This window comes from Flavobacterium sp. LB2P53 (assembly GCF_003970305.1).
In the GTDB taxonomy this organism is placed as follows: domain Bacteria; phylum Bacteroidota; class Bacteroidia; order Flavobacteriales; family Flavobacteriaceae; genus Flavobacterium.
This window is the reverse complement of sequence record NZ_RYDG01000008.1, coordinates 150706-175463: the sequence shown is the minus strand read 5'-3', so window position 1 is coordinate 175463 and position 24758 is coordinate 150706. Positions and strand designations below refer to the sequence as shown.

General features: G+C 34.2%; 23 protein-coding genes and 1 pseudogene. 13 read left to right on the top strand and 11 right to left on the bottom strand.

All coding sequences use genetic code 11. From position 1 onward, the window contains the following. Position 1: 1 nt before the first annotated feature. The 4 genes and pseudogenes from EKL95_RS11400 to EKL95_RS11385 all read right to left on the bottom strand — a co-directional run. Complete coding sequence (locus EKL95_RS11400) at positions 2-2449, bottom strand: DNA translocase FtsK (RefSeq protein ID WP_126562567.1); 2448 nt, start codon at positions 2447-2449, stop codon at positions 2-4. Positions 2450-2466: 17 nt separating this feature from the next. Continuing rightward, on the bottom strand, positions 2467-2841 hold the full coding sequence (locus EKL95_RS11395) for a diacylglycerol kinase family protein (RefSeq protein ID WP_126462760.1): 375 nt from the start codon (positions 2839-2841) through the stop codon (positions 2467-2469). 10 nt (positions 2842-2851) lie between these two features. Then, on the bottom strand, positions 2852-3349 hold the full coding sequence (gene tpx / locus EKL95_RS11390; protein WP_126462763.1) for a thiol peroxidase: 498 nt from the start codon (positions 3347-3349) through the stop codon (positions 2852-2854). 186 nt (positions 3350-3535) lie between these two features. Then, positions 3536-3778 (bottom strand): annotated as a pseudogene (locus EKL95_RS11385) (DUF6952 family protein); the annotation flags it as partial. A 965-nt stretch (positions 3779-4743) separates the two neighbouring features. Here EKL95_RS11385 and EKL95_RS11375 point away from each other — a divergent pair. The 12 genes from EKL95_RS11375 (at position 4744) to EKL95_RS11320 (ending at position 16166) form a co-directional block, all read left to right on the top strand. After that, the gene (locus EKL95_RS11375; RefSeq protein ID WP_126564248.1) at positions 4744-5541 is read left to right on the top strand and encodes a sulfite exporter TauE/SafE family protein; all 798 of its coding nucleotides are present in this window, start codon (positions 4744-4746) and stop codon (positions 5539-5541) included. A gap of 357 nt (positions 5542-5898) precedes the next feature. Further along, a complete protein-coding gene (locus EKL95_RS11370; protein ID WP_126462769.1) occupies positions 5899-7299 on the top strand; it encodes an MBL fold metallo-hydrolase in 1401 nt (466 codons plus the stop codon). A gap of 11 nt (positions 7300-7310) precedes the next feature. Beyond that, a complete protein-coding gene (locus EKL95_RS11365) occupies positions 7311-7628 on the top strand; it encodes a rhodanese-like domain-containing protein (RefSeq protein ID WP_126562570.1) in 318 nt (105 codons plus the stop codon). A gap of 276 nt (positions 7629-7904) precedes the next feature. Next, positions 7905-8213, top strand: coding sequence for a DUF202 domain-containing protein (locus EKL95_RS11360; protein WP_126462775.1), 309 nt, complete (start codon positions 7905-7907; stop codon positions 8211-8213). A gap of 67 nt (positions 8214-8280) precedes the next feature. Further along, positions 8281-9495 carry an MFS transporter gene (locus tag EKL95_RS11355; RefSeq protein ID WP_126564247.1) on the top strand — a complete coding sequence of 405 codons (1215 nt, stop codon included), beginning with the start codon at positions 8281-8283 and terminating at the stop codon, positions 9493-9495. A gap of 60 nt (positions 9496-9555) precedes the next feature. Then, positions 9556-10125: a TlpA family protein disulfide reductase gene (locus tag EKL95_RS11350; protein WP_126553699.1), complete on the top strand. Its 570-nt coding sequence runs from the start codon at positions 9556-9558 to the stop codon at positions 10123-10125. Positions 10126-10227: 102 nt separating this feature from the next. After that, positions 10228-10791 (top strand): YeeE/YedE family protein, encoded by a 564-nt coding sequence (locus EKL95_RS11345; RefSeq protein ID WP_126463080.1) that lies wholly within the window; start codon positions 10228-10230, stop codon positions 10789-10791. Positions 10792-10801: 10 nt separating this feature from the next. Further along, positions 10802-11299: a DUF6691 family protein gene (locus tag EKL95_RS11340; RefSeq protein ID WP_126462783.1), complete on the top strand. Its 498-nt coding sequence runs from the start codon at positions 10802-10804 to the stop codon at positions 11297-11299. Between the two features lie 6 nt (positions 11300-11305). After that, positions 11306-12397: a c-type cytochrome gene (locus EKL95_RS11335; RefSeq protein ID WP_199736829.1), complete on the top strand. Its 1092-nt coding sequence runs from the start codon at positions 11306-11308 to the stop codon at positions 12395-12397. After that, positions 12394-12819, top strand: a complete 426-nt coding sequence (locus EKL95_RS11330) for a DsrE family protein (RefSeq protein WP_126462786.1) — start codon at positions 12394-12396, stop codon at positions 12817-12819. Before EKL95_RS11335 ends, EKL95_RS11330 begins: the two co-directional genes overlap by 4 nt. An 85-nt stretch (positions 12820-12904) precedes the next feature. Further along, entirely contained in the window at positions 12905-14599 is a 1695-nt protein-coding gene (locus EKL95_RS11325; protein ID WP_126564246.1) for a bifunctional metallophosphatase/5'-nucleotidase, read from the top strand. A 136-nt stretch (positions 14600-14735) separates the two neighbouring features. Beyond that, positions 14736-16166: an OprD family outer membrane porin gene (locus EKL95_RS11320; protein ID WP_126564245.1), complete on the top strand. Its 1431-nt coding sequence runs from the start codon at positions 14736-14738 to the stop codon at positions 16164-16166. A 434-nt stretch (positions 16167-16600) separates the two neighbouring features. On the opposite strand, the gene EKL95_RS11315 is transcribed toward EKL95_RS11320, so the two are convergent. Continuing rightward, entirely contained in the window at positions 16601-17047 is a 447-nt protein-coding gene (locus EKL95_RS11315) for a tellurite resistance TerB family protein (protein WP_126462796.1), read from the bottom strand. A gap of 400 nt (positions 17048-17447) precedes the next feature. Between EKL95_RS11315 and katG the strand changes: the two genes are divergently transcribed. Further along, positions 17448-19700 (top strand): catalase/peroxidase HPI, encoded by a 2253-nt coding sequence (katG, locus tag EKL95_RS11310; protein WP_126564244.1) that lies wholly within the window; start codon positions 17448-17450, stop codon positions 19698-19700. 77 nt (positions 19701-19777) lie between these two features. On the opposite strand, the gene EKL95_RS11305 is transcribed toward katG, so the two are convergent. From EKL95_RS11305 to EKL95_RS11280, 6 genes are all read right to left on the bottom strand, one after another. Next, positions 19778-20206, bottom strand: a complete 429-nt coding sequence (locus tag EKL95_RS11305) for a DoxX family protein (RefSeq protein ID WP_126564243.1) — start codon at positions 20204-20206, stop codon at positions 19778-19780. 319 nt (positions 20207-20525) lie between these two features. Continuing rightward, the gene (locus EKL95_RS11300) at positions 20526-21023 is read right to left on the bottom strand and encodes a GNAT family N-acetyltransferase (protein ID WP_126462807.1); all 498 of its coding nucleotides are present in this window, start codon (positions 21021-21023) and stop codon (positions 20526-20528) included. A gap of 20 nt (positions 21024-21043) precedes the next feature. Then, on the bottom strand, positions 21044-22840 hold the full coding sequence (locus EKL95_RS11295) for an ATP-binding protein (RefSeq protein WP_126564242.1): 1797 nt from the start codon (positions 22838-22840) through the stop codon (positions 21044-21046). Between the two features lie 10 nt (positions 22841-22850). Further along, on the bottom strand, positions 22851-23303 hold the full coding sequence (locus EKL95_RS11290; protein WP_233588557.1) for a response regulator: 453 nt from the start codon (positions 23301-23303) through the stop codon (positions 22851-22853). Between the two features lie 29 nt (positions 23304-23332). Then, entirely contained in the window at positions 23333-23893 is a 561-nt protein-coding gene (locus EKL95_RS11285; RefSeq protein WP_126462812.1) for a helix-turn-helix domain-containing protein, read from the bottom strand. Positions 23894-24089: 196 nt separating this feature from the next. Next, positions 24090-24683: a tRNA-(ms[2]io[6]A)-hydroxylase gene (locus tag EKL95_RS11280; protein WP_126462815.1), complete on the bottom strand. Its 594-nt coding sequence runs from the start codon at positions 24681-24683 to the stop codon at positions 24090-24092. Positions 24684-24758 lie beyond the last annotated feature (75 nt).

Genomic DNA, 24758 nt, shown 5'->3' with positions numbered 1-24758 from the left:
GTTAATTGTTTTGTTCATTGTTGAAAAATTGATCAAGAGAACTTATATCCAGAATGTTTACACTGCGCGCTTTACTTCCTTCAAAAGGGCCTACAATTCCTGCGGATTCCAATTGATCAATCAATCGGCCCGCTCTGTTGTACCCTAGTTTTAGTTTTCTTTGTAACAATGATGCGGAGCCTTGTTGTGCATTGACAATTATTTCGGCTGCTTCTCTAAACAAAGTATCTCTATCAGAGATATCCATATCAAGATTAATGCCACTTTCTTCCCCAATAAATTCTGGAAGTAAATAAGCGGTAGCATATGCTTTTTGACTACCAATGAATTCCGTTATTTTTTCTACTTCTGGTGTGTCTATAAAGGCACATTGTACACGTACTACATCATTTCCGTTAGTGTATAACATATCGCCACGCCCAATTAACTGATCTGCTCCTTGTGTGTCAAGAATGGTCCTGGAGTCAATTTTTGAAGTAACTCTAAAGGCGATTCGGGCAGGAAAATTAGCTTTTATCAAACCTGTAATTACATTTACCGAAGGTCTTTGAGTAGCTATAATCAAATGGATTCCTATGGCACGCGCTAATTGTGCCAGGCGAGCAATAGGAACTTCTACTTCTTTTCCGGTAGTCATAATCAAATCGGCAAATTCATCTACTACAAGAACGATATACGGTAAAAATCGGTGGCCATTTTCTGGATTCAATTTTCGGGCTTTAAATTTATCGTTGTATTCTTTAATGTTTCGCACCATCGCGTCTTTCAACAAAGAATAGCGATTATCCATTTCTACACACAGGGAGTTTAAGGTATTAACTACTTTTGCATTATCAGTAATAATTGCTTCATCCATGTCTGGAAGTTTGGCTAAATAGTGTCTTTCAATCTTATTAAAAAGGGTCAGCTCCACTTTTTTAGGATCTACCAAAACAAATTTAACTTCTGCGGGATGTTTTTTGTACAAAAGGGAAGTTAAAACAGCATTTAATCCAACAGATTTTCCTTGTCCGGTAGCACCGGCCATTAATAGGTGGGGCATTTTAGCTAAATCAACTACAAAAGTTTCGTTCGAAATGGTTTTTCCAAGAGCTATAGGTAATTCCATTTCGGCTTCTTGAAATTTAGCGGAACCAATAACACTTTTCATCGAAACCATCGTGGGGTTTTTGTTAGGAACTTCAATCCCTATGGTTCCTTTCCCAGGAATAGGGGCAATGATCCGAATGCCTAATGCCGAAAGTGACAGCGCAATATCATCTTCCAGACTCTTGATTTTTGAAATTCGAATTCCTGCTTCCGGAACAATTTCATATAAAGTAACTGATGGTCCAACGGTCGCTTTGATCTGTGCAATTTCAATTTTGTAATTGCGAAGCGTATCTACAATTTTATTTTTATTTTCTTCTAATTCTTCCTGATTGATAGTGATTCCTCCCGTAGAATATTCTTTTAATAGGTCAATCGTAGGAAATTTATAATTGGATAAATCCAATGTTGGATCAAATAATCCAAAATCAGCAACTAATCGCGAGGCTAAATTTTCTTCAATTATATCCTCTTCCGGAGCCGTTTCTATTACAAAAGTATCAATTGGAGCTGCTAATACCTCTGGTTTTGCTATTGGTGTGATTTCCATAGCGAGAGGCTTGGCAACAGGTTCCCGGTTAATATTCGATGCGTTGCTTATTGTAGGTTTTAATGCTTCTTTGTTAATTTCAAATTGATTACCATTGGTTTTCAAATGAATACTGTCCTCTTCTTCGGTTACGGCAAACTCTTCTAAATTATAACCACTGTTCTCCTTTTTGATGGGACTGGCTGTTGCTAAATCAGTCTTTAATTCTTGTTTTGTTTGATCAAAAAAGGATTGGATTTTTTCTGGTGAAATTTTAATTTTGAAAATTACATATATAATTAACCCAAATAATAAAATCAATAAAGTGCCTGTTTTTCCAATGTAATCTTGTGAAAAAGAATTCAATTCATAACCAATTACACCTCCTAATTCAGGTACTGAAGTAGCAAAAAAACCAAACAAAACTGATAAAACGACGCTCACAAATAAATCCCAAAACCAAATGTTTTTTAGTTTTTTTAAAGGTAATCCTACTATTAAATATATTCCAGTTAAGAAAAATAACCGGACAAATATAAATGCAGCAACTCCAAAACCGTTATAAATTAGCAAATCAGCTAAAAAAGCGCCAAATTTCCCCAACCAATTTTGAACAATTTCCGTACGATCCGCAATCGCATGAACTGCGCTTTGATCTTCTTGACCGTAAATGTAAAAGGAAACAAAAGCAAATAATAAAGCAATTGAAAACAATACTAACAGTGAGCCAAAAACAATTTTATGTTGTTTAGTCACCCTCCAAGGACTATTCTCCGGAGTTTTAGAATCATTTTTGTTGTTTAAAGGAGGTATTTTTGTTGTTTTTGCCATTCGAGTTGTACTAATTCTTACAGGAATTTTGGTGTATAAATAATTAAACCGATTGTTATTGCTGTTAAAGCAGCAAAAAAGACCGCTCCTGCGGCAATATCTTTAATAAACCCAATTTTTTCATTATAATTGGGATGGATAAAATCAGCTACTTTTTCTACAGCCGTATTCAATCCCTCAATGCTAAGAATTAATCCTATTGCCAGAGTTTGAAACAGCCATTCTGTTTTAGTAATACTAAAATAAAATCCAGCAATAGTCAACAGTATGGCTATTGAAACCTGAACCATTATACTGTGTTCTGTGCGGATCAATTTTAAAGCGCCCTTAAATGCATAAGTGACGCTTTTTAATCTTCCCGTAATGAAAGTGGTATCTTTTTGAAACTCCATTAAGATGAAATTAAAGTACAGCTAAAGCCGCTTCATAATTTGGCTCGTCTGCAATTTCAGCCACTTGTTCCGTATGGGTAACTATTCCGTTTTGATCAACAACAATGATTACTCTGGAATGCAATCCGGCCAGAGGGCCATCAGTGATTTCTAAACCATTTACTTTGCCAAATTCACCACCTTGAAAATCAGATAAATTAATGACATTTTCAAGTCCTTCAGCACCACAAAAACGTTTTTGGGCAAAAGGCAAATCTCTAGAAACACATAATACAGTTGTATTTTCTAAAGTACTGGCACTTTCGTTAAATTTTCTCACGGAGGCTGCACACGTTCCTGTATCTATACTTGGAAAAATATTTAAAACTAGTTTTTTACCTTGAAAATCACTAAGCGAAGCTACAGAAAGATCTGTTTTAACTAATTTAAAATCAGCTAATTTAGTCCCTATTTTTGGTAATTCTCCTGAAGTGTGTATTGGATTTCCTCCTAATGTTATTAATGCCATAATTTTGTTTTTTTAATAAGGTTCAAAAGTATGAAAATTATTTAAGAATAAGACCTCAAACAGGTGTTTAAAGTTTCCATTTTTACCTCTTATGATAAACCCGCAGGTACTGCTGTATTCTCTTTTATTGAATAAAACACACACACATTGTTAAGTACGTTTTTAAAATATTGAATATGATTTATTTTATTTGTCGATAGAATCTAGTACTCGTTTCATGAAAGTATTTAAAGCTTCTTTTTTATCAGTTCCGGTTTTTACCAGTTTGCTCATCTCTAAAGCACCTTACATAGTAGAAATTAATTCGCCTATCACATCTAGTTCTTTGTATTTCAAGGATGAAATTTCAGTCATTGCCTCAAGAACTTCTATAGTTTCAATGATATAATCTTCATCATTTTCTGAAGCTAATTTTTTAAATTTTGGTAATTAAATCCTGTAATGTATCTTCGGTTAATTCGATTAAAATAAGTTTGTTTTTTAAGGTTGAAAGAGGCAAAGGTTCAAAGCGACAATGCATGAATTTGTGCAACAAAAAACCTTTGTTGCTCTGAATCTCTGAACCTTTATATCTTTATTTGAATTAATTTAGTACACAACAAAAACATATATTATTGAAATTCAACCAAATAAAGGTCCTGTAATTTGCTAAAAAATACTGATATTTCGTACGTTATAGAATTATCACCACATAATTTTTATAGTGAAGAATACCAGTCTTGAGGGTAAAGACACAGAGCTTATTTCAGTTTTACAAGATCATTTCAAAGGAGAACTCAATTTAGCAAGGGTCAAGCTCATTTGTTTATTCATTACGGCTTTATGCAAAATAAAGACAATCAATTATGATAAGTTAGCATCTGGATTTGCGACAACTGCTACTAAAAATAGCTCTTATAGAAGAGTGCAATGATTCCTGAAGGAATTTTTTTTCCCATGAAAATAGTTTCTTCTTTGATATTCAATTTATTACCAGCTAAATCCGATTTGGTATTGGTGCTAGATAGAACCAATTGGAAGTTCGGATTTTTGATTAATGATTCTTGATTTCAGATGTGGTAGAACCCTTAAGATCAAATTTATCTCTTTTATTTACTTTATAAATAATACCATTTGCTAAACTGTTTTTATTTTCTCCTATTTGAATCATTCAGAGCGCTACCTACATAGAAAACAAGAAAAAAATTGCTCAAGAATAAAGACAGCTATGCTTTTATTTCGTCTGTAGCCTGTTGATACTCTCCCGTTCCGGAACTGTAAACAATCCATAAGAAATTGTCATTATAATTACCCTAAAGGAATTTGAATTTTAGAAAAAAATTTTTTATATGTGATAAATGTTACTGAATGCAAAAATTTAACAGACAATCTTTGCAATCATAAATTTTACAATTATGGAATATATTGGTTATTTTTCGTCAATACTCATTGGAGTTGCATTAGGGCTCATTGGCGGTGGAGGCAGCATTCTTACCGTACCTGTTTTAGTCTATTTATTTACAGTTGAACCCGTGATTGCAACTGCATATTCATTATTTATTGTTGGCTTGACAAGTGCGGTAGGAAGTGTTGGCTATTTCAAAAAAGGTTTGGTTAGCATAAAAACAGCTATTGTTTTTGGTATCCCATCAATTATCTCCGTTTTTACAACAAGAGCAATAATAGTTCCTGCAATTCCTAAAGAGCTGTTTTCTGTGGGAAATTTTATCTTGACTAAAGACCTTTTTTTAATGCTGTTTTTCGCTGTTATAATGATTATTGCTTCTTATAGCATGATTAAAAAAGACAAAAAACTCGCTTCTGAAGAACCACACGAACAAAAATTCAATTATCCGCTTATACTTATAGAAGGAACACTTATAGGAATAATTACCGGACTTGTAGGAGCTGGCGGTGGTTTTTTAATTATACCGGCTTTGGTTATTTTGAGTAAACTTCCTATGAAAGAAGCGGTTGGGACTTCATTAGTAATCATTGCTGCAAAATCTTTAATCGGTTTTTTCGGAGAAGGTGGAGAAAACGTTATTGATTGGCAATTCTTATTTACCATTTCAGCATTTGCAATTGTTGGAATTTCTATTGGCACAGCATTATCCAAAAAAATTAATGGCAACAAACTGAAACCCGCTTTTGGCTGGTTTGTTTTAGTGATGGGGATTTATATTATTACTAAGGAGTTATTTCTAAAATAAAATTATTGTATAACAAAAGTCACGTTGATACAGAAGCAATTTAAATAAATTTATCTTCTTATTACTAAAACAAATCCAAAAACAAATGGCTAATCAATATCAAATATTAATAATCAAAGGTCGAGGTAATTCAGTACTTTTTGTTACTCCACAATTGCTTATTAAAAAAATTTAATCAACCAAAATCAAATTGTACAAGAGAAGCGGCAAAAATTGTATCTACGAGCCACAACATTCATATTAATAAAATACTACAATTACAGTTATAAAATACTTGTGTAACATATGTCACCATTTTTAATAAATGTAATCTGTAATTTTGGTTTCAAATGAATAATAAACTTAAAAATAAACGATATGTATTTTCAACACATTTACGACAAGAGTCTTGCTCAGGCAAGTTATTTTATTGGCTGTCAAAAAGCAGGTGTAGCCGCAGTTATCGATCCTAAAAGGGATGTTGACACCTACCTTGAAATTGCCAAGCAGAACAATATGAAAATTACTCATGTTTTAGAAACACACATTCATGCTGATTTCCTCGCTGGTTCCAGAGAATTAGCAGCTTTGACGGGAGCAGAAATGTACCTTTCAGCGGAAGGCGGATCCGATTGGAAATATGAATTCCCTCATGTTGGCATTAAAGATGGTGATGTTCTGAAAGTAGGAAACTTAAAAATAGAAGTAGTTCATACACCAGGACATACTCCGGAAAGCATCAGTTTTCTGCTAACCGATACGCCTGCCAGCGATGAGCCTGTCATGTTGTTCACCGGTGACTTTGTATTTGTGGGAGATGTAGGAAGACCTGATTTGCTTGAAAAAGCAGCAGGAATGAAAGGAACACAGGACATTGGTGCTAAACAAATGTATCAATCCATTACTAAATTCGATGCATTACCTGATTATATTCAAGTATGGCCAGGTCATGGAGCAGGTTCTGCTTGTGGAAAAGCACTAGGAGCCGTTCCAAGCACCACTGTAGGATATGAAAAAATAAGAAACTGGGCTTTTCAGCATAAAAATGATGAAACTGGATTTGTAAAATATTTATTGGAAGACCAACCGGAACCGCCAAAATATTTCGCGATGATGAAAAAACTAAATAAAGTAGATCGTCCGCTTCTTACAACTGTTCCAAAATTAAAACAACTGGATTATAGCGAGTTAACAGCAGCTTTAGAAAAAGGAATCAAATTGATTGATGCAAGAGATAAAACGGAATTTTCTACAGGATTTATTCCGGGAAGCATCAACATTCAAGGGAATAATTCATTTGCCACTTGGGCAGGATGGTTTCTTACGTATGAAGAACCTTTTATGTTGCTTGCCGATGAATCACAATTAGATGATTTGACTAGAAAACTAATGCGAATTGGATTAGACAACATTCACGGGTACATTCCTTCTACGAAAATATGGGAAGAAAATGGCGGTTCTTTGGAGAAAGTAAATCAAATTACAATAGAAGAATTTAAAGCCTTACAACAAGAAAAAGATGTTCAAGTTGTTGACCTTCGTGGTGTTGCAGAATACAATGCAGGTCATATCAAAGAAGCTGATAATGTATTTGTAGGTACTTTAGTAAATAATCTGGACAAAATAAGTAAGGATAAAAAAGTATTAATCCATTGCCAAGGTGGTGACAGGGCAGCAATTGCCTATTCATTATTAGCGCGAAATGGGTATAAAAATGTGCTCAACTATTCTCCTGGAATGAATGAGTGGATGAGCCAAAATAATCCTATTGAATACTAAAAACCTCAACTATGTTCGGAATTTTTAAAAATCTGTTTTCAAAAAAAGACACCACACAAATGGAAAAATTAATAAACGAAGGTGCTTTCTTAGTAGATGTTCGCACACCGTCAGAATTCGCAGAAGGTCACGTAAAAGGTTCAACCAATATTCCTTTGGATCAAGTGGCGAGCCAATTAGAAGAATTCAAAGAAAGAGAGCATATTATTGTTTTCTGCCGTAGCGGTAATCGCAGCGGTCAAGCCAAAATGATTTTGGAACAAAATGGTTTCAAAAACGTGACCAATGGTGGTACTTGGCAAGATGTAAACGAAGCGATAAGCAAATAAACAGCTGTTGTTTTAAAAATCGTGTATGCAGTTTAAAACAAGAAAAGTAGTTGTTTTAAACTGCATATTTATTTATTTATTCAGCAATGAAAATTAGAGGACAATAAAAACACTTTGATTTTATTCTACTTATAAATACTGAAAAAACATTTGATTTTTCAAATTCATTTAAATAAAGAAGTAAATTTGATAGTGCTTTTAGAAAAAATTTTCATTTTTACTCTTCTACGAAACAAATACAACTAAACTACTTTTTGCACTTAATTATAAAATAATATGGAAACAAAAAAAGCAGCAAACAAAGACTTAATTTTAAGAGAAAAATTAGCATTGCAACGGACTGTATTGGCCAACCAATCTACTTTTCTTGCCTTTTTGAGAACGTCAATGTATTTTTTGATTGCAGGTTTAAGTTTGAGAAATCTGCTCAAAATTGAAAATAGTTTACTGATTGAAATCGCACTTTTTATCACTTCATTTATCATTTTTGTTTTTGGGACAATCAACTATTTCAAGCATAAAAAATCCATCCTAGAAAATAAAAAACACATAGGTGACTACCAATTAGAATATTACAAATTATAAGAACTTACACTTTTTTATTCCTAACTTCTTTTTCAAACGAAGATTTTAAATTCATAAATTACATCAATTGAAAACAAATACAACCAAACTTGGACTGAAAGAAAATTGGAAACAATTTACTATTTTGGTTATTGTCAATGCCTTTGTCGGCGGGATGATAGGCATGGAACGAACCATTATTCCAAAATTTGCTGAGATTGAATTTGGCATTGCTTCAAAAACGGCTATTCTCTCTTTCATCATTGCCTTTGGAATTACAAAAGCCATTACCAATTATTTTACGGGCAAACTGGCGAACCGTTTCGGAAGAAAAAATTTGCTTTTATTCGGTTGGATTCTAGCCATTCCAATTCCTTTTATTTTAATTTATGCAGAATCTTGGAACTGGGTGATTTTTGCCAATATTTTATTGGGAATTAGTCAAGGACTTACCTGGAGCAGTACAGTGGTGATGAAAATTGATTTGGTTGGGGAAAAAGATCGTGGACTTGCGATGGGACTCAACGAGTTTGCCGGTTATTTTGCCGTTGGATTAGTTGCTTTTCTGTCAGGCTACATTGCACAAAAATATGGCATTACGCCCTACCCTTTTTACTTGGGAATTGGGATTTCGATAATTGGTTTTTTATTGACTTTGTTTTTTGTGAAAGATACCCGAGTATTTGCTCACCAAGAAAACACAACGAATAAAACTGAAAAATTAGATAATATTTTTCTCGAAACCACTTTCAAAAACAAAACATTAAGCACCATAACACAAGCAGGATTAGTCAATAACCTGAATGACGGCATGATTTGGGGACTTTTACCTATTGTGTTGCTTTCTTTGAATTATGATTCACAGAATATTGGAATTATAACCGCCATTTATCCTACTGTTTGGGGTTTTGGACAATTGGTAACCGGAAAAATGTCTGATGTTTATTCGAAAAAAAAGATGTTGTTTTGGGGAATGTTACTTCAGGGAATAGCGATACTTTTTATTCCTTTTGCTGCAGCATTCTATCAGTTGGCCGCAATTTCAGCATTTTTGGGTTTAGGAACGGCGTTAGTTTATCCTACTTTTTTATCCGCCATTGCACAGGCGACAAATCCGCATCAGAGAGCCGAAAGCATTGGTACATTCAGACTTTGGAGGGATTTAGGATATGCGATAGGCGCCATTATTTCAGGAATAACAGCCGATTTATTTGGTGTAAATTATGCTATTGTTCTAATCGGTGTCATCACCATTGTATCATCACTAATTATTGAAATCCGAATGCCGAAAGACTCTTTATAAAAAACAACCCGCTAATTTTAATCTAAAATCATCTCTTTTTAGAGAATAATAATTAAAAAAATGGAGCCAAAAAAATTAAAAAAATCGACTGTTCAAAATATTGTTTTTATCGTATTAATAGCACTACTTCTGTTCAGTCCGTTGGGCACTTTTGTAAAAGTAGAACTGAATCGATTAATTGCTTTTTCGCCTAAAACAATTGCCGTTATGGATCAAAAAGAACTGTCAACTTATCAATGGCAATTAAAAGACGCCACCGGAAAGACGGTGTCATTGGACGCATACAAAGGTAAAATAGTATTCATTAATTTCTGGGCCACCTGGTGTCCACCTTGTATTGCCGAAATGCCAAGCATTCAAAAATTATATGTTGATTATCAAGACAAAATAGTCTTTTTGTTTGTGACAACGGATTCCTTCGAAAAGGCAAATGCTTTTATGATTAAAGAAAATCTGACGCTTCCTGTGTATCAATCGGTAACCAATCCTCCATTAGAAATGGAATCGGCGACAATTCCGGCAACCTATATTATTAATCAATCAGGAAATGTAATCGTAGCCAAAATTGGAACAGCAAATTGGAATAGTGATTCGTTCCGAGAAATGCTAGACGAGTTATTAAAAAAATAAAATTATTGTCATTTTTTACTTTTTTTTTCTTGTGTGACAAAAGTAACACAACTACTCATTTATAAATATAACCTTTGTTGTAATAAAAAAATAAATATGGAAATTTTAGAATTAATCAAAGAACCTTGGCCTTGGTACATTGCAGGTCCATTAGTTGGACTTACGGTTCCGGCTTTGTTAATCATTGGAAACAAATCATTTGGTATTAGCGCCTCTCTACGCCACACTTGCGCCATGTGCTTACCGGCAAATATTACGTTTTTCAAATATGACTGGAAAAAAGAAATTTGGAATATGTTTTTCGTTTTCGGTATTATATTAGGTGGTGTGATCGCGTACAGCTTTTTGTCAAATCCAAATCCAATTACTATTGATGGAAATCTAAAAACCGAATTGGCAGGCTACGGTATAACTGAAATTTATGGAATGTTACCGGAACAATTGTTCTCGTGGGAAAGTTTATTTACACTCAAAGGCTTTTTTATGATGGTTATTGGTGGCTTTTTTATTGGTTTTGGTTCTCGCTATGCGGGAGGTTGCACCAGCGGTCATTCTATTTCTGGTTTGTCTAATTTACAAATGCCATCGCTTATAGCAACATGTTGTTTCTTCATTGGCGGATTGATTATGGCAAATGTTATTTTACCATTTATTCTTTCACTTTAAATTACAAATTATGAACATTAAAGATCAAAATACAGATTTCGAAACGCGTTCTTTAGATACGGTTTGTATCAACGAGAGCCAATTAGAACACAAATGGCATCACAATTTGAAATACTTAATCATAGGTGTTTTGTTTGGTATTGTATTTATAAAATCCGAGGTAATCAGCTGGTATCGCATCCAGGAAATGTTTCGTTTCCAATCTTTTCACATGTATGGCATCATAGGAAGTGCTGTAGTGGTGGGGATAATTTCCGTTTTCATGATAAAAAAATTCAATATTAAAACCATTTATGGCGAAAAAATTGAATTTCATGACAAAACTTTCAACAAAGGCCAAATTTATGGTGGCCTTATCTTTGGATTGGGTTGGGCAGTAACAGGAGCTTGTCCTGGACCATTATTTGCACAAATTGGAACGGGTGCCACAGTGATGATTGTTACTCTGTTTTTTGCAATAGTGGGAACTTGGGTATATGGTTATTTTAGAGACAAACTGCCTCATTAATACCCTATGAATCCAGAAAAACAAAATATCATTCCATTTAAATCGCTCGTAAAAAGGCTAATCTATCTGTTTATAACCATTATCTTCCTGGTAATGGTTTTCTTCGTCGGTTTGTTTTTCAATACCACAATTACCGCTTCGTTTCAAAATAATGATTCAAATCTCGATTCTCTTTATATCGATGCAAAGAAAAAAGTGATTTTGCAAAATGAAACGGCAAAATTCTGGAAAGCGGCTGACATCGCTCTGATTAAAGATTCAACTTTAAAACAGGAAGTAGAATATGGCAAAGATCTAATTGCGCATACGGCAAAATATTTGGGTCCAAATGGCAGTGTCAAACCAATTACTAATGGAATGAATTGCAACAATTGCCATCTGGATGCCGGTACAAAGCCTTGGGGAAACAATTATGGTTCCGTATATTCGATGTATCCAAAAATGAGATCCCGAAGCGGGCAAGTAGAAGATCTTTATAAAAGAGTCAACGATTGCATCGAGAGAAGTTTGAATGGTCAGCCTCTGGAAAGAGATGAAAAGGAAATGAAAGCCATGATCGCGTACATTGAATATATTGGCAGTAATGTACCTAAAGGGAAAGAATCGAATGCCTCGGGAATTTATGATCTGGAATATTTAAATCGTGCTGCCGATCCCCTAAAAGGAAGCGCATTGTATAATAAAAAATGTGCCAGTTGCCATCAAATGAATGGTCAGGGAATTTTGGCCGAAGATAAAAAGGAATACACCTATCCGCCACTTTGGGGCAAAAATTCATATAATAGCGGCGCAGGATTGTTTAGAATCAGTCGGTTTGCCGGCTATATAAAATACAATATGCCATTGGGTGCATCTTATGAAAGCCCTCAATTATCAGATGAAGAATCTTGGGATATTGCTGCTTATGTAGGAAATCTGGAAAGACCGTCGAAAGATTTAAGTCAAGACTGGCCCAATATTACCAAAAAACCGGTGGATCATCCTTTTGGTCCATTTTCAGATTCATTTACGGAAACCCAACATAAATTTGGACCTTTCAAACCAATAAAAGCCGAAAAAACGAAAAACAAAAAAAACAATCTTAAAACTCCATTATGAAAAACCTAACGCTTTCATTTATCCTGGTATTTATCATGATTTCCATTGGCACATTGGCACAAAAAAAAGCGCAAAACCACAAAATCGTTTTTCAGTTTACCAATGCTACTGATACTTTGCAACAAAAAGCAATTGTAAACCAACTAAAAAATCTAACGACATATTGGCCAAATGCCAAATACGAAGTAGTAATTCACAGTATGGGTTTACCATTTGTAATGACTGCAAAATCAAAACAATTAGAATCCATAAAAGCGCTACGGGCAAAAGGAGTTCGTTTTTTAGTATGCGAAAACACCATGAAAAGTCAGAAAGTAACCAAAGACCAATTAATCTCCGAAGTAGAATATGTGCCGGTTGGAATTGCTGAAATTGTAGAAAAACAAGAGCAAGGCTGGAGCTATATAAAGGGAGGATTTTAAATACCAGTACCGATTATTTTTAGCAAAATAAAATGAACTACCGTATCAAAATCTGTTAAAAAACAAACCTAAAAACCTAAAAAAGATGAGCAATAACCGAAGAAATTTCCTGAAATCAGTAGGAACTTTAAGTCTAGGCGCAGTGATTATTTCACCTATTTCCGTTATTGCAAATACAACTGAGCCCACAGAAAAAAACTTGAATATAGCAATCGATGGTACTAAACCGCAAACAATTACTATTCTTCAAACCACTGATGTGCATTGTCAGATTCATCCGCATGATGAGTTATTTTGGGAAAATGGGAAAGCTGTTTTTAGAAAAACGGGCGGTTATGCCTACATAGCAACTTTACTGAAACAACTCAAAAAGAAAAATCCAAATACGTATACCATTGACACCGGCGACATGTTTCAAGGTAGCGAATTAAGCATAGAAACTACCGGTGAAGCTTTTGTTCCCATTTTAAATGCATTGAATTACGACTTATATCTTCCCGGAAATTGGGAGGTGATTTATGGAAAAAGAAAGATGCAAACGTTATTAGGTTCCCTTGATGCACCAAAAATTTGTACCAATATGTATCATGACCTGGGCAATGGAAAACGTGGGGAACTTATTTTTCAACCGTATACTATTTGGCATGTTGCCAGAGCAAAAATTGGTTTTTTAGGATATACCGATCCATTAGTACCGCTAAGACAAAGTCCCAATTACAGCAAAGGTATTATCTATACTGATCCTGAAGAAAATCTGGCGCATTATGTGGATGTCCTTAGAAATCAGGAACAATGTAGCTATGTACTTATAATTGCACATTTAGGTTTATCGCAGCAAATAGCATTGGCAAACCGACCGGAATGTGAGGGTGTAAACTACATTTTGGGTGGCGACACACATGAAAGAGTGCGCAAACCAATTGTTTGTAAGTATTCAAAAGTGGTTGAACCGGGAGCTTTTGGTTCGTTTATTGGAAAATTAGATTTAACCATTCTCAACGGAAAAGTCATTGAGGACAACTATGAACTACTGGAAGTTGACTCTCCAAAAATAAAACCGGATGCAACAATAGAAAAATTATTAATAGAAAAAGAATTCGTTTATCAGGAACAAATCAATACCATTATTGGATACAGCACGATTCCTTTGTACCGCTATTTTGTAGTAGAAAATCCAATTGACACAATGATCCTGAATGCCTTACACTGGAAATTTCCAGATATTGATATTAATCTTTCGAATGGATTTCGCTTTTGTCCACCAAAAACAACACCGGATCAAACCGGAAACATTCCTATTACAAACGGATTTATCTTTGATATGTTACCAGTTGACAGCACAGTAAGAACAGCCAAAGTTACCGGAAAGCAATTGAAAAACTGGCTGGAAAAAGAATTAAACAATGTTTTTGCTGATGACGCTTCTAAACGCTTTGGTGGATGGGTAGTTAAGTTCAAAGGAATGGAAGTCCGCTTTAATGCTTTTGCCGAAATGGACAAAAGAGTTCAAAGTATTACGATGAAAAATACGCCATTAGATCCTGATAAATTGTATTCAATCATGGCCTGTGAGCGTGACGGAGATCCTGTGGACATGCTTTGCAGGATGAAAGGCATCATGGATGCTAAAAACACTAATAAAACCTTGCATTCGGTGATGAGAGATTATTTAAAACAAAATTCTCCTGTTACACCTACACCGCAAAAAAACGCAATAATTCTTGATGCTCCTGAAACACTCTTAACTCAAGTTACCGGTGTTGATTATACTTTCAGATAATAATTAAGTCGTAAAGTCAAAAGTCATAAAGTTGAATGTTTAAACATTCGGCTTTATTTTTTGGGCCAATGTGATAAAAGTTACCTCCCATTTATAGGACTCCGATTATTTTTGTAAAAAAATTAAAGACTTACAAATGAAATCTTTTTTCGCTATATTAATCTCAACTTTTTTACTTTTAATTAGTTTCCATTCCTCGGCACAATATCAGGAAGTTTCGAATAAGCCAGCCGTTTGGAAAGAGAAAAATAATAAAAAAATTGATTCCACCTCGATTTTAAATGCTTTCAAAAACGGAAACTTCATCGGCCATTTTCGCTATTTTTTTATGAGTACCAACAATGAAAGTGGCTTATCTGATTATTATGCCAATGCTGTTGGTGGCGGTGTAAAGTTTGAAACGGCTAAATTTCATAATTTTCAATTTGGGGTCAGTGGCTATTACATTTATGATATCGGTTCTTCTGATTTTTCTAAAAAAGATCCGGTAACAAATTTATCCAATAGATATGAAGTAGCGCTTTTTGATTTTCAAAACGTATCAAGTAAAGACAATTTAAGCCGGTTAGAAGAATTATTTTTAAAATACAACTACAAAAATTCTAATGTAACCCTTGGAAAACAACTACTGAATACGTCGTTCATAAATCTGCAGGACGGCAGAATGCGGCCTACTGAAGTCGATGGAATATGGATCGATTTTAATGAACTCAAAAAAACTAAAATAAATGTAGGGTACCTATACGGAATTTCGCCACGAAGTACCATGAAATATTTCAGAATTGCAGAATCCATAGGGATTTACCCAACTGGCGTGAATCCCGATGGAACAAAATCCGATTATGCAGGGAATTTAGACAGTAACGGAATTTATATTGTAGGCATACAAAATGAATCGATAAAGAATTTAAAAACACTTATATGGAACCAATATGCTGAGAATATATTCAATTCGGCGCTATTGCAAATGGACTACAAATACAATTTAAATCCAAACTCGAAACTGCTTTTTGGTTTTCAGACGATTTACCAAAATGCATTGAATTTCGGCGGAAATAAAAATCCACGCAAAACCTATTTTGAAAAAAATGGCAATTCACAAACTTTTGGTGGAAGATTAGGCTGGCAGAATAAAAAAATAGAAATTACTTTAAATTACAATCGAATAACTGCTAAAGGAAGGTATTTAATGCCACGAGAATGGGGACGAGACCCGTTTTACACCTTTATGGCCAGAGAACGGAATGAAGGTTTTGGAGATGTGCATGCGGTAATGACCAAAATACAATATACGAATCCTAAAAAAATATTCAAATCGCATTTGGCTGTAGGTTATTTTGATTTGCCAGACGTGAAAAATGTTTCCTTAAATAAATACGAATTGCCTTCTTATGTGCAGACCAATGCTGATGTTCGCTACCAATTTCAGGGGATGTTAAAAGGGTTTGATGCGCAATTATTGTATGTACACAAGTTCAATGCGGGTGAAACCTATGCTAACAAAAATTATATTTTAAATAAAACGAATATGAGTACTATTAGTTTTATACTCAATTTCAATTTTTAAAATATGGCTTTTTTTTTTAATCCAAATAATAAAATTTCATGATCAGATAGTGCAGCACTAAATACAGTAAAGTTCCCACTATGATTAATGTAACTAGACAACTGATCAAATTGAGTACAACATTAGGGATAAACTTCAGTCTGGGATGCGTGATTATGGGTTCCCTATGAAGTTTTTTGTGAATACTTTCCTTTGCTATTTTGATTTTCTTTTTGATGGTCAATAGTTTTTTTTAAAACAACAGTCGCGAATAATTCTTGTTGTTTTTGGTTCCGTAATTACAGTATTCTAAAGTACATAATAAATTCAACATAAATAACGCATCAAACCAAAAAAGAGTATTGCAATTCAAAATACTCTTCTAATTGTTAGTCTTACAAAATCAGTGTAGATCAAACCTCTTTTATATTATGACACGGTTTACATTGGCCTGTTTATATCTCTTTGTTATTTCCTTTATTTTTCAAGAATATCACTTCAATTATTTTACTGGTCATTGCTGCCTTTATTTGGAGTCGATTAGACAATACTTCAATTATGTTTTTTTCTTCCTTCTCCAATTTTCCATCCGCAAGTAGTACTTCTAATGCAAGTGCAAAAACGGTTTCTTTATCTTCTTTCTGGATCCATTCACAACAGGCAGAAAGATATTTTAATTGCCCCATTTCAATTCTTAAAGTATAGGATTTTGCATAAAGAGGCGCAATATCGATTCCTATAAATTGTTCTTTAGAATGCAATACTCTTGATAATGCTGCTGTTTCCGAATCAGTAATTTGATTGTCCGCAGAAATGCAAGAATATAAAATTCCAACCCAAGCTTCATGAGCTGATACTATCGGATTTTGATCCTTACTTTTTTTATCGTCAAATAAACTCATTTTTTTGTTTTTTGGATTAAAGTTACAGCTAACAGCACCAAGGATGGCTTAGTTTGGGATTAAATTATCATTTATTTTTTAGTTCGCACTAAATTTATCAGTATAAGAAGTGTTATCTCAATTGAGATATTCCATAACCACCTTTGCTATTCCATTTCCTTTATTTAAACATAAATCAGAACTAAAAAAAAGTGGAGCCCAATTCTAGTAAACTAGTGCACTTAAAACCAAAAGAATACCAAGACACAAATGCAGATGACTTTTTAATTGATTATTCTTAATAAATTGATAAATTCAGAATTAATGACAACCACTATAGTTTTTATCTATTAAAAATTAATTTAGGAAAAGTAATTTGTATGTAACTTTGCTTTAAAGAAAATAAAAAACAAATCATACTATGGAAAATAACACAAACCCGAGCTCCAAATCTTACGATGTCAACGGAGAAAACAAATGTCCATTTAATCATGGTGCGAGTGCTGGTACTCCTGCAAAGCATGGTGCTGGTTCAGCTTCCTCAAATCGAGACTGGTGGCCAAATCAGTTAAAATTAAACATTTTACGCCAACACTCTGAACTGTCAAACCCAATGGGGGATTCGTTCAATTATGCGGAAGAGTTCAAGTCTTTAGATTATGCTGCCTTAAAGCAAGATATTATGGATTTATTGAATACTTCACAAGATTGGTGGCCGGCAGATTATGGTTTTTACGGAGGATTCTTTATTAGAATGGCATGGCATAGTGCAGGAACTTATCGTATTGCTGATGGACGCGGTGGTTCTGGAGCTGGTACACAACGATTTGCACCACTAAACAGTTGGCCTGATAATGCGAATCTAGACAAGGCTCGTTTGTTACTATGGCCCATCAAACAAAAATATGGCAGAAAAATTTCTTGGGCTGATTTATTAATTTTAAGTGGTAACTGTGCATTTGAATCCGCAGGATTTAAAACTTTCGGTTTTGCTGGAGGTCGTGAGGATGTTTGGGAACCAAATGAAGATATTTATTGGGGTTCAGAACGGGAATGGTTAGGTGACAATCGTTACAATGAAGAACGCGAATTAGAACAACCGCTAGCCGCAGTTCAAATGGGATTAATCTATGTAAATCCAGAAGGGCCTAATGGAAATCCAGATCCAGTATTGGCCGCTCATGATATTCGTGAAACGTTTGCTCGTATGGCAATGAATGATGAAGAAACCGTAGCGTTAAGTGCAGGTGGACATACATTAGGTAAAACCCACGGTGCTGCAGATCCAAATAAATATGTAGGACGAGAACCGGCTTCAGCCCCTATTGAGGAGCAAAGTAAAGGCTGGAAAAACAACTTCGGTACCGGAAATGCAGGAGATACAATAACCAGCGGTCTTGAAGGAGCATGGACAACAACACCTGCAAAATGGAGTAATAACTATTTTGAAAATCTCTTTGGATACGAATGGGAATTGACCAAAAGTCCAGCTGGTGCCCATCAGTGGAAACCAAAAGGGGATGCAGGCGCTGGCACGGTGCCAGATGCTCATGATCCTTCCAAAAGTCATCAACCGTTTATGCTGACTACAGATCTTTCATTACGTTTTGATCCTGCTTATGAAAAAATATCAAGACGCTTTCTAGAAAATCCGGCAGAATTTAATGATGTATTTGCCAGAGCATGGTTCAAGCTTACTCACAGAGATATGGGACCAAAAGTACGTTATCTGGGACCAGAAGTTCCTGCTGAAGAACTAATTTGGCAAGATCCAATTCCTGCGGTTACACATCCATTGGTTAATGATCAAGATATAGTTAACCTTAAAACTATTATTCTTGCTTCAGGATTGTCTGTTTCAGAATTAGTTTCAACTGCGTGGGCATCTGCCTCTACTTTCCGTGGTTCTGACAAACGTGGGGGAGCTAATGGGGGTCGCATTCGTCTTGCTCCACAAAAAGACTGGAAAGTGAACAACCCAGCACAACTGGAAAAAGTGCTTAACAAACTTGAGAATATCAAAAAAGAGTTCAATAGTGCTCAATCTGATAGTAAACAAGTTTCAATTGCTGATTTAATTGTTTTAGGTGGTAGTGCAGCGATAGAGAAAGCGACATCAATAGCAGGTCAAACTATCTCAGTACCATTTACACCTGGACGTACAGATGCATCACAAGAACAAACAGATATAGAATCATTTGACGTTCTTGAGCCTCAAGCAGATGGTTTCCGTAACTATGTTAAAACAAAATATACGATATCAGCAGAAGAAATGCTGATTGACAAAGCGCAATTATTGACCTTAACAGCTCCAGAAATGACTGTTCTTGTAGGCGGTATGCGTGCATTGAATTCAAACTTCGATCAGTCTCAAAATGGTGTTTTCACGAAACATCCAGAAACCCTTACAAACGATTTCTTTGTAAACCTACTTGATTTAAGTACCACCTGGAAAGCAGTTTCTGAGTCAGATGACGCATTCGTAGGAAGTGATCGTACAACAGGCGGATTGAAGTGGATAGGAACTCGTGTAGATCTTATTTTTGGTTCTAATACGGAACTAAGAGCCATAGCTGAAGTTTACGGGTATAAAAACGGTCAAGAAAAATTTGTAAAGGACTTTGTAGCAGCATGGACTAAGGTGATGAACCTAGACCGTTTTGACTTACTTTAATTTAGATTTTATAATTTGTTTAAAAAGGTGGTCTGGCAACAGACCATCTTTTTTTATTTGTAATTGGATTTACAAGTTCATTCATTCTTCATCAAAGCTTTATCCAAAGACCAAAATCCACTCCCTTTTATTAGTAAATAAAAACTACCTAAAAGCATTGCCCAATCAGTTCTGCTACCATGAAGCAGTTCCCAAAATCCGTTTTCTAAATAAACATCTGATTTTGTTGTTGCAAATGCTACTAGCATAACTATAAGTAAAGGAATACTTGCTAAGCGCGAACACAACCCAATTAAAAGTAAGACGCCACAAATAATTTCAAATGCACCAACAAAACTTCCTAATAAATCAGGTGAAGGCAAACCTATTTTTTCAAATCTCCCAGCTCCGCGAATTGCTGGAAACAAAAACTTTTGAATACCTTCCGATAAAAACACTGCTCCTACTATGAAACGAATGATTATTGTGGTTTTTGAATTGTCTGTATTAATGATTTTTTCTAACATATTATTTTCTTATTGGTGATTCTGTCTGTGGGTGTCTTGATCGTAAAAAAAGGTGCGTTTTCCATTGCATGACATCGGTTACAGTTGATTGTTATATTCTCAAATTCTTTATTAAAGATCAAGGTGTCCTTACTTTGAATACTTTTTTTCATTTCGGGTAAAATAACCGTCAAAAAATGGTCGGCTGATGCTGCTCTTTTGGGACTCCGCTCAAGTCCATTTTTTATGGTGGTGTACTGTCATCTACTTTTATAACTCCGGAAGTATACGCACTCTTCCTAACTTCTCCTGCTGTTGTTCAATAAGCAATTTTTGGTGATTATAGCTTTTTTTCCATTCTGTAGTCTTCCATTTTATACCCGTGCTTTAGTTCAATATCCTCTTCGGAAACAATTTCAAACCCTATTTTTTTATAAAAAGACAATGCGTTGTTGAATTTATTTACGTTCAAAGAGACCGCCACCGAATTATTTTCTCTAGCCAAATTTTCAATTGTATCAATCAATAGCTTCCCTGCTCCTTTTCCTTGTGCTTCTGGAAGCAAATAAATCTTGTGCAGCCGCGTTAGGTTTTGCGCTAAATAATTATGTGAATAAGAGGCAAAACCAAGGCAAAATTCATCCTGATGTACCAAAAGAAAACGATGTCCTTTTTGGATCAAATTTTCAAGTAATGCGTGTTCTGAATAAAAGAGTTCAAGCATATAGTCAATTTGTTCTTTTGACAATATGGCTCCATAGGTTTGAGGCCAAGTTTTATAGGCAATCTCCTGAATGGTTTTTAAATCTTTCGTAGTAGCTTCTGATATTGTTACCATTCTATTTTTTTGTAATTTAATTAAATCACTTCCCCTTTTGGAATAAAAATATAAAATTTAGCCCCTACATTTGGCTTCCCTTTTACTTGTATAAAACCATTGTGGTTGTCTACAATTCTACTGCAAATAGCCAATCCCAACCCGGTTCCTGAATATTTAGAATCAGTTTCCAAACGCTTGAACAAAAGAAATATTTTTTCGGCATATTCCTGTTTGAAACCTATTCCGTTATCAGCAACAACAATCTTATAATACTCGTCTTTGTTGCTTATTTTATACTCACGGACTTCTTTATCCGTAATGTTTTTAGAGGTGATACTGATTTCAGGAGCTGTATCTTCCTTGCTGTATTTAAGTGAATTGGAAATCAAATTAATAAAGAGCTGTTTAATTTGAAAAGGTATTGCAGTAATGGTTGGTAATTTACCTATTTGAATTTCGGCTTTTTTCTCTTCAATATTTGATGATAAATCCTGGAGTATTTCGCCCAAAACTACATTCAAATCCGTTGTTACAAAAACTTTATCGCCTTTTATAGTTCTGGAATAATTGACTAAATCAATTAATAACGTTTGCATTCTGTTAGCTGCCACGCGTACTTTAGAAAAATATTCCTTCCCTTGTCGTGAAATCAAGTCCAATTCTTTTTCTTCCAGTCTGGAAATGAACATTTGAATCTTACGAAGCGGTTCTTGCAAATCATGGCTTACAATGTCATTAAAAGCTTCCAGTTCTGTATTAATATATTTTAGTTCTTTATTACTTTCTTCTAATTCAAGTGTTTTTTTATATTGATTAGTGATATCATAATTTACCCCAATTTTTATTAAATCTCCTTTTCCATTAGTAGTAAAACTTCCAACACCCATAATATATTTGATATCGCCGTTTGGTGTTAAAAATCGGAATATCATGGAAGTCGACTGGTGATTTATCAAAGAATCCTGGTGTACTTTAGTTACATATTCTAAATCATCGGGATGTATGTACGGAATCGAATTTTCAATATTAGGTTCGAAAGCTTTAGGCTCAACTCCCATTAAACGGAATAAATTATCTGAAAAAGTATACTTTTTTGTTTCTATATTAACCATCCAATGTCCAAAACCTGCTGTTTTTTCTGCAGCGTTGTAGGATTCGTTTAGTAAATTTAATGCGTCATTTGCTTTTTTAAGTTCGTCAATATCAACATTCATTTTTTGAAAGGAAAGCAATAAAATCAAAAGCGAGAGGATGACTAATAAAAAAGCCGTAATTAAGGAGTCCTGCAATTCAAATTGATGGTTGTCATTTTGAAATTTTGTTTTTCTACTTTCCGAAAATATAATTTCGGTCACAAAGGATTTCATTTCTTCAGTGACTTTACTACTTTCGAGTAACTTTGCATTTAAATCAATCGGGCCGGAATTTTTACTTTTAGCAATAATGTAGGTTTGTCTGAATAACTTAAAGCGGTAATCGATGATTTTTTCGAGCTGTTCAATATCTTTATTTCTCAAAGCGTTATTAGCGGTCAACTCTTTTAACTTTTTGATGCTTTCCTCTATTTTTCCTCTGCTCAAAAACCGATTTTCAATATAGCTATCTTCTTTTGTTATGATATAACTCCGCAAACTCGTTTCGTAAATACTGATAATCGACAAAAGTTTCTCTAATTCGATTTGGGTTTCATTTGAATTTGCAATTAATTCAACTGTTGAATCCAGTTTTTCCATTTGAGAATAAAACATTGAAGCAATATAACAAACCACAACAATTGCAATGGCCAAAGCTATTTTAAAGACTTGAGAATTTTTATATAGTCCTAAAATTTTCATTTATTCTTTTTTATATGCTAAAGAAAAAAGTTTCTATGTTTAGTCCTGAAGAATGAAATTGCCAATTCATGTGTACAACTTCCTTGATTACTTTTTTCAACATTATAAAGTCATTTGGTTTTTTAATATAAATATTGGCTCCTTTGACAAAAGTATCTTCAATATCTTTCTCTGAGGAAGAAGTAGAATATATTGCAATTGAAATCTCTTTAAATCGACTATTGGCTCTAATCTCATTCAAACAATCCAGTCCTGTTTTTCCGGGCATATTCAAATCCAAGAATAAAACATGAGGCAACTTACTTAATGGATTTTCTAAATAATCCATCAGATCTTTACCATCTTTAAACAGCGTTAAATCATTGTTCATTTTGAGTTCTTGCAAAGCTTCACTAAAAAAAGTGCGATCATCTTCGTCATCATCAGCCAGAAGAATATGCATTGAATCTTGGTGTGCAATCATAAAATAGGGAATTATTTTTTAAATTTTATTTATTCTTTGTTTGATAATTTCCTTCTTTTACCTACAATTCTTTTAAACAAGGAAGGAGTTAATCCGGTTACTTTTTTAAATTGCGTAGACAAATAGGCTACACTGCTATAGTTTAACTCATACGAAATCTCCGTTAAAGTCAGTTTCTCTTCAATTATTAATTTTTTTGCTCTTTCAATCTTTTGAATAATAATGAAATTCTCAATAGAGGTATGGGTATATTCTGAAAAAACATTAGTGATATACCCATATCTGAAGTTCAGTTTGTCTGCTAAATATTGAGATATCGTTACGTCCGGAAATTTATCTTTATCGTACACTATTTCTATAATAGCATCTTTAATTTTTTGGATTAATTGTGCTTTTGGATTATTGATAATTTGAATCCCATATTTTTTTAAAACATCCTGAAGTGCGTTCAAACTCTCTTCTGAAATAGCATCCACAATTTCAATTTGCCCTAAGTCTAAAAGTTGATAATTAATCTCTAATTTTTCTAATTGCTCTTGCAATATAGCCCTGCAAGCTATGTTTCCATCATAATTAAAATTGAGCTTCATAGCAATAGATGATCGTTAGAATTAAATTTAAAAACATAAATATAAATCAAAAAATATAAATTTACAGCAAAAAAAATTAGTTTAGAATTAAAACAGCATTCTTTAAAAAGAAATAAAACACAAATTACTGATTACTAGTATAATTACGCGAATATAAATTTATTTAAAATAAAAACACAAACACAGAAAATAGATTTTATCCATGAATTGTTTCTTTATTTCCATAATTTGTTATAACATTCTCCTCAAATTCCAGCCATTCTCTCCATCGTTTTTCAACATCGATTCCTACCCCATATTTACGTGCATAGGTTATAAAAGTGGTATAATGTCCTGCTTCGCTTTCCATTAAATTCCTATAAAAAATAGCTAATTCTTCATCGTTGATATTCTCTGAAAGCACCTTGAAACGCTCACAGCTTCTGGCCTCTATCATAGCTGAAAACAATAACCGTTCCACTAAAGCAGAAATCCTGTTTCCGGTAGCGTTTTTTTTCATGTACAGATACAGTTCATTGACATAATCATCCTTACGCTCGCGTCCCAGCTTTAGGCCGCGTTTAATGATAATATCATGTACTTGCTCAAAATGATCAAGTTCTTCTTTGGCCAAAGCCAATAAATCCTTCACTAGATCCTGATGCTCGGAGTTATTGGTGATTATTGTGATCGCATTTGTGGCTGCTTTCTGTTCGCACCAAGCGTGATCTGTGAGGATTTCCTCGATATTTTTTTCTACAATATTGACCCATCTGGGATCTGTTGGTAATTTTAATCGTAGTACGGACATTTTTTTAGTCTTAAAGTTAGAAAGTCATAAAGTCATAAAGTCGAAAGCCAAAAACTAAGACAGAATATTAAATTC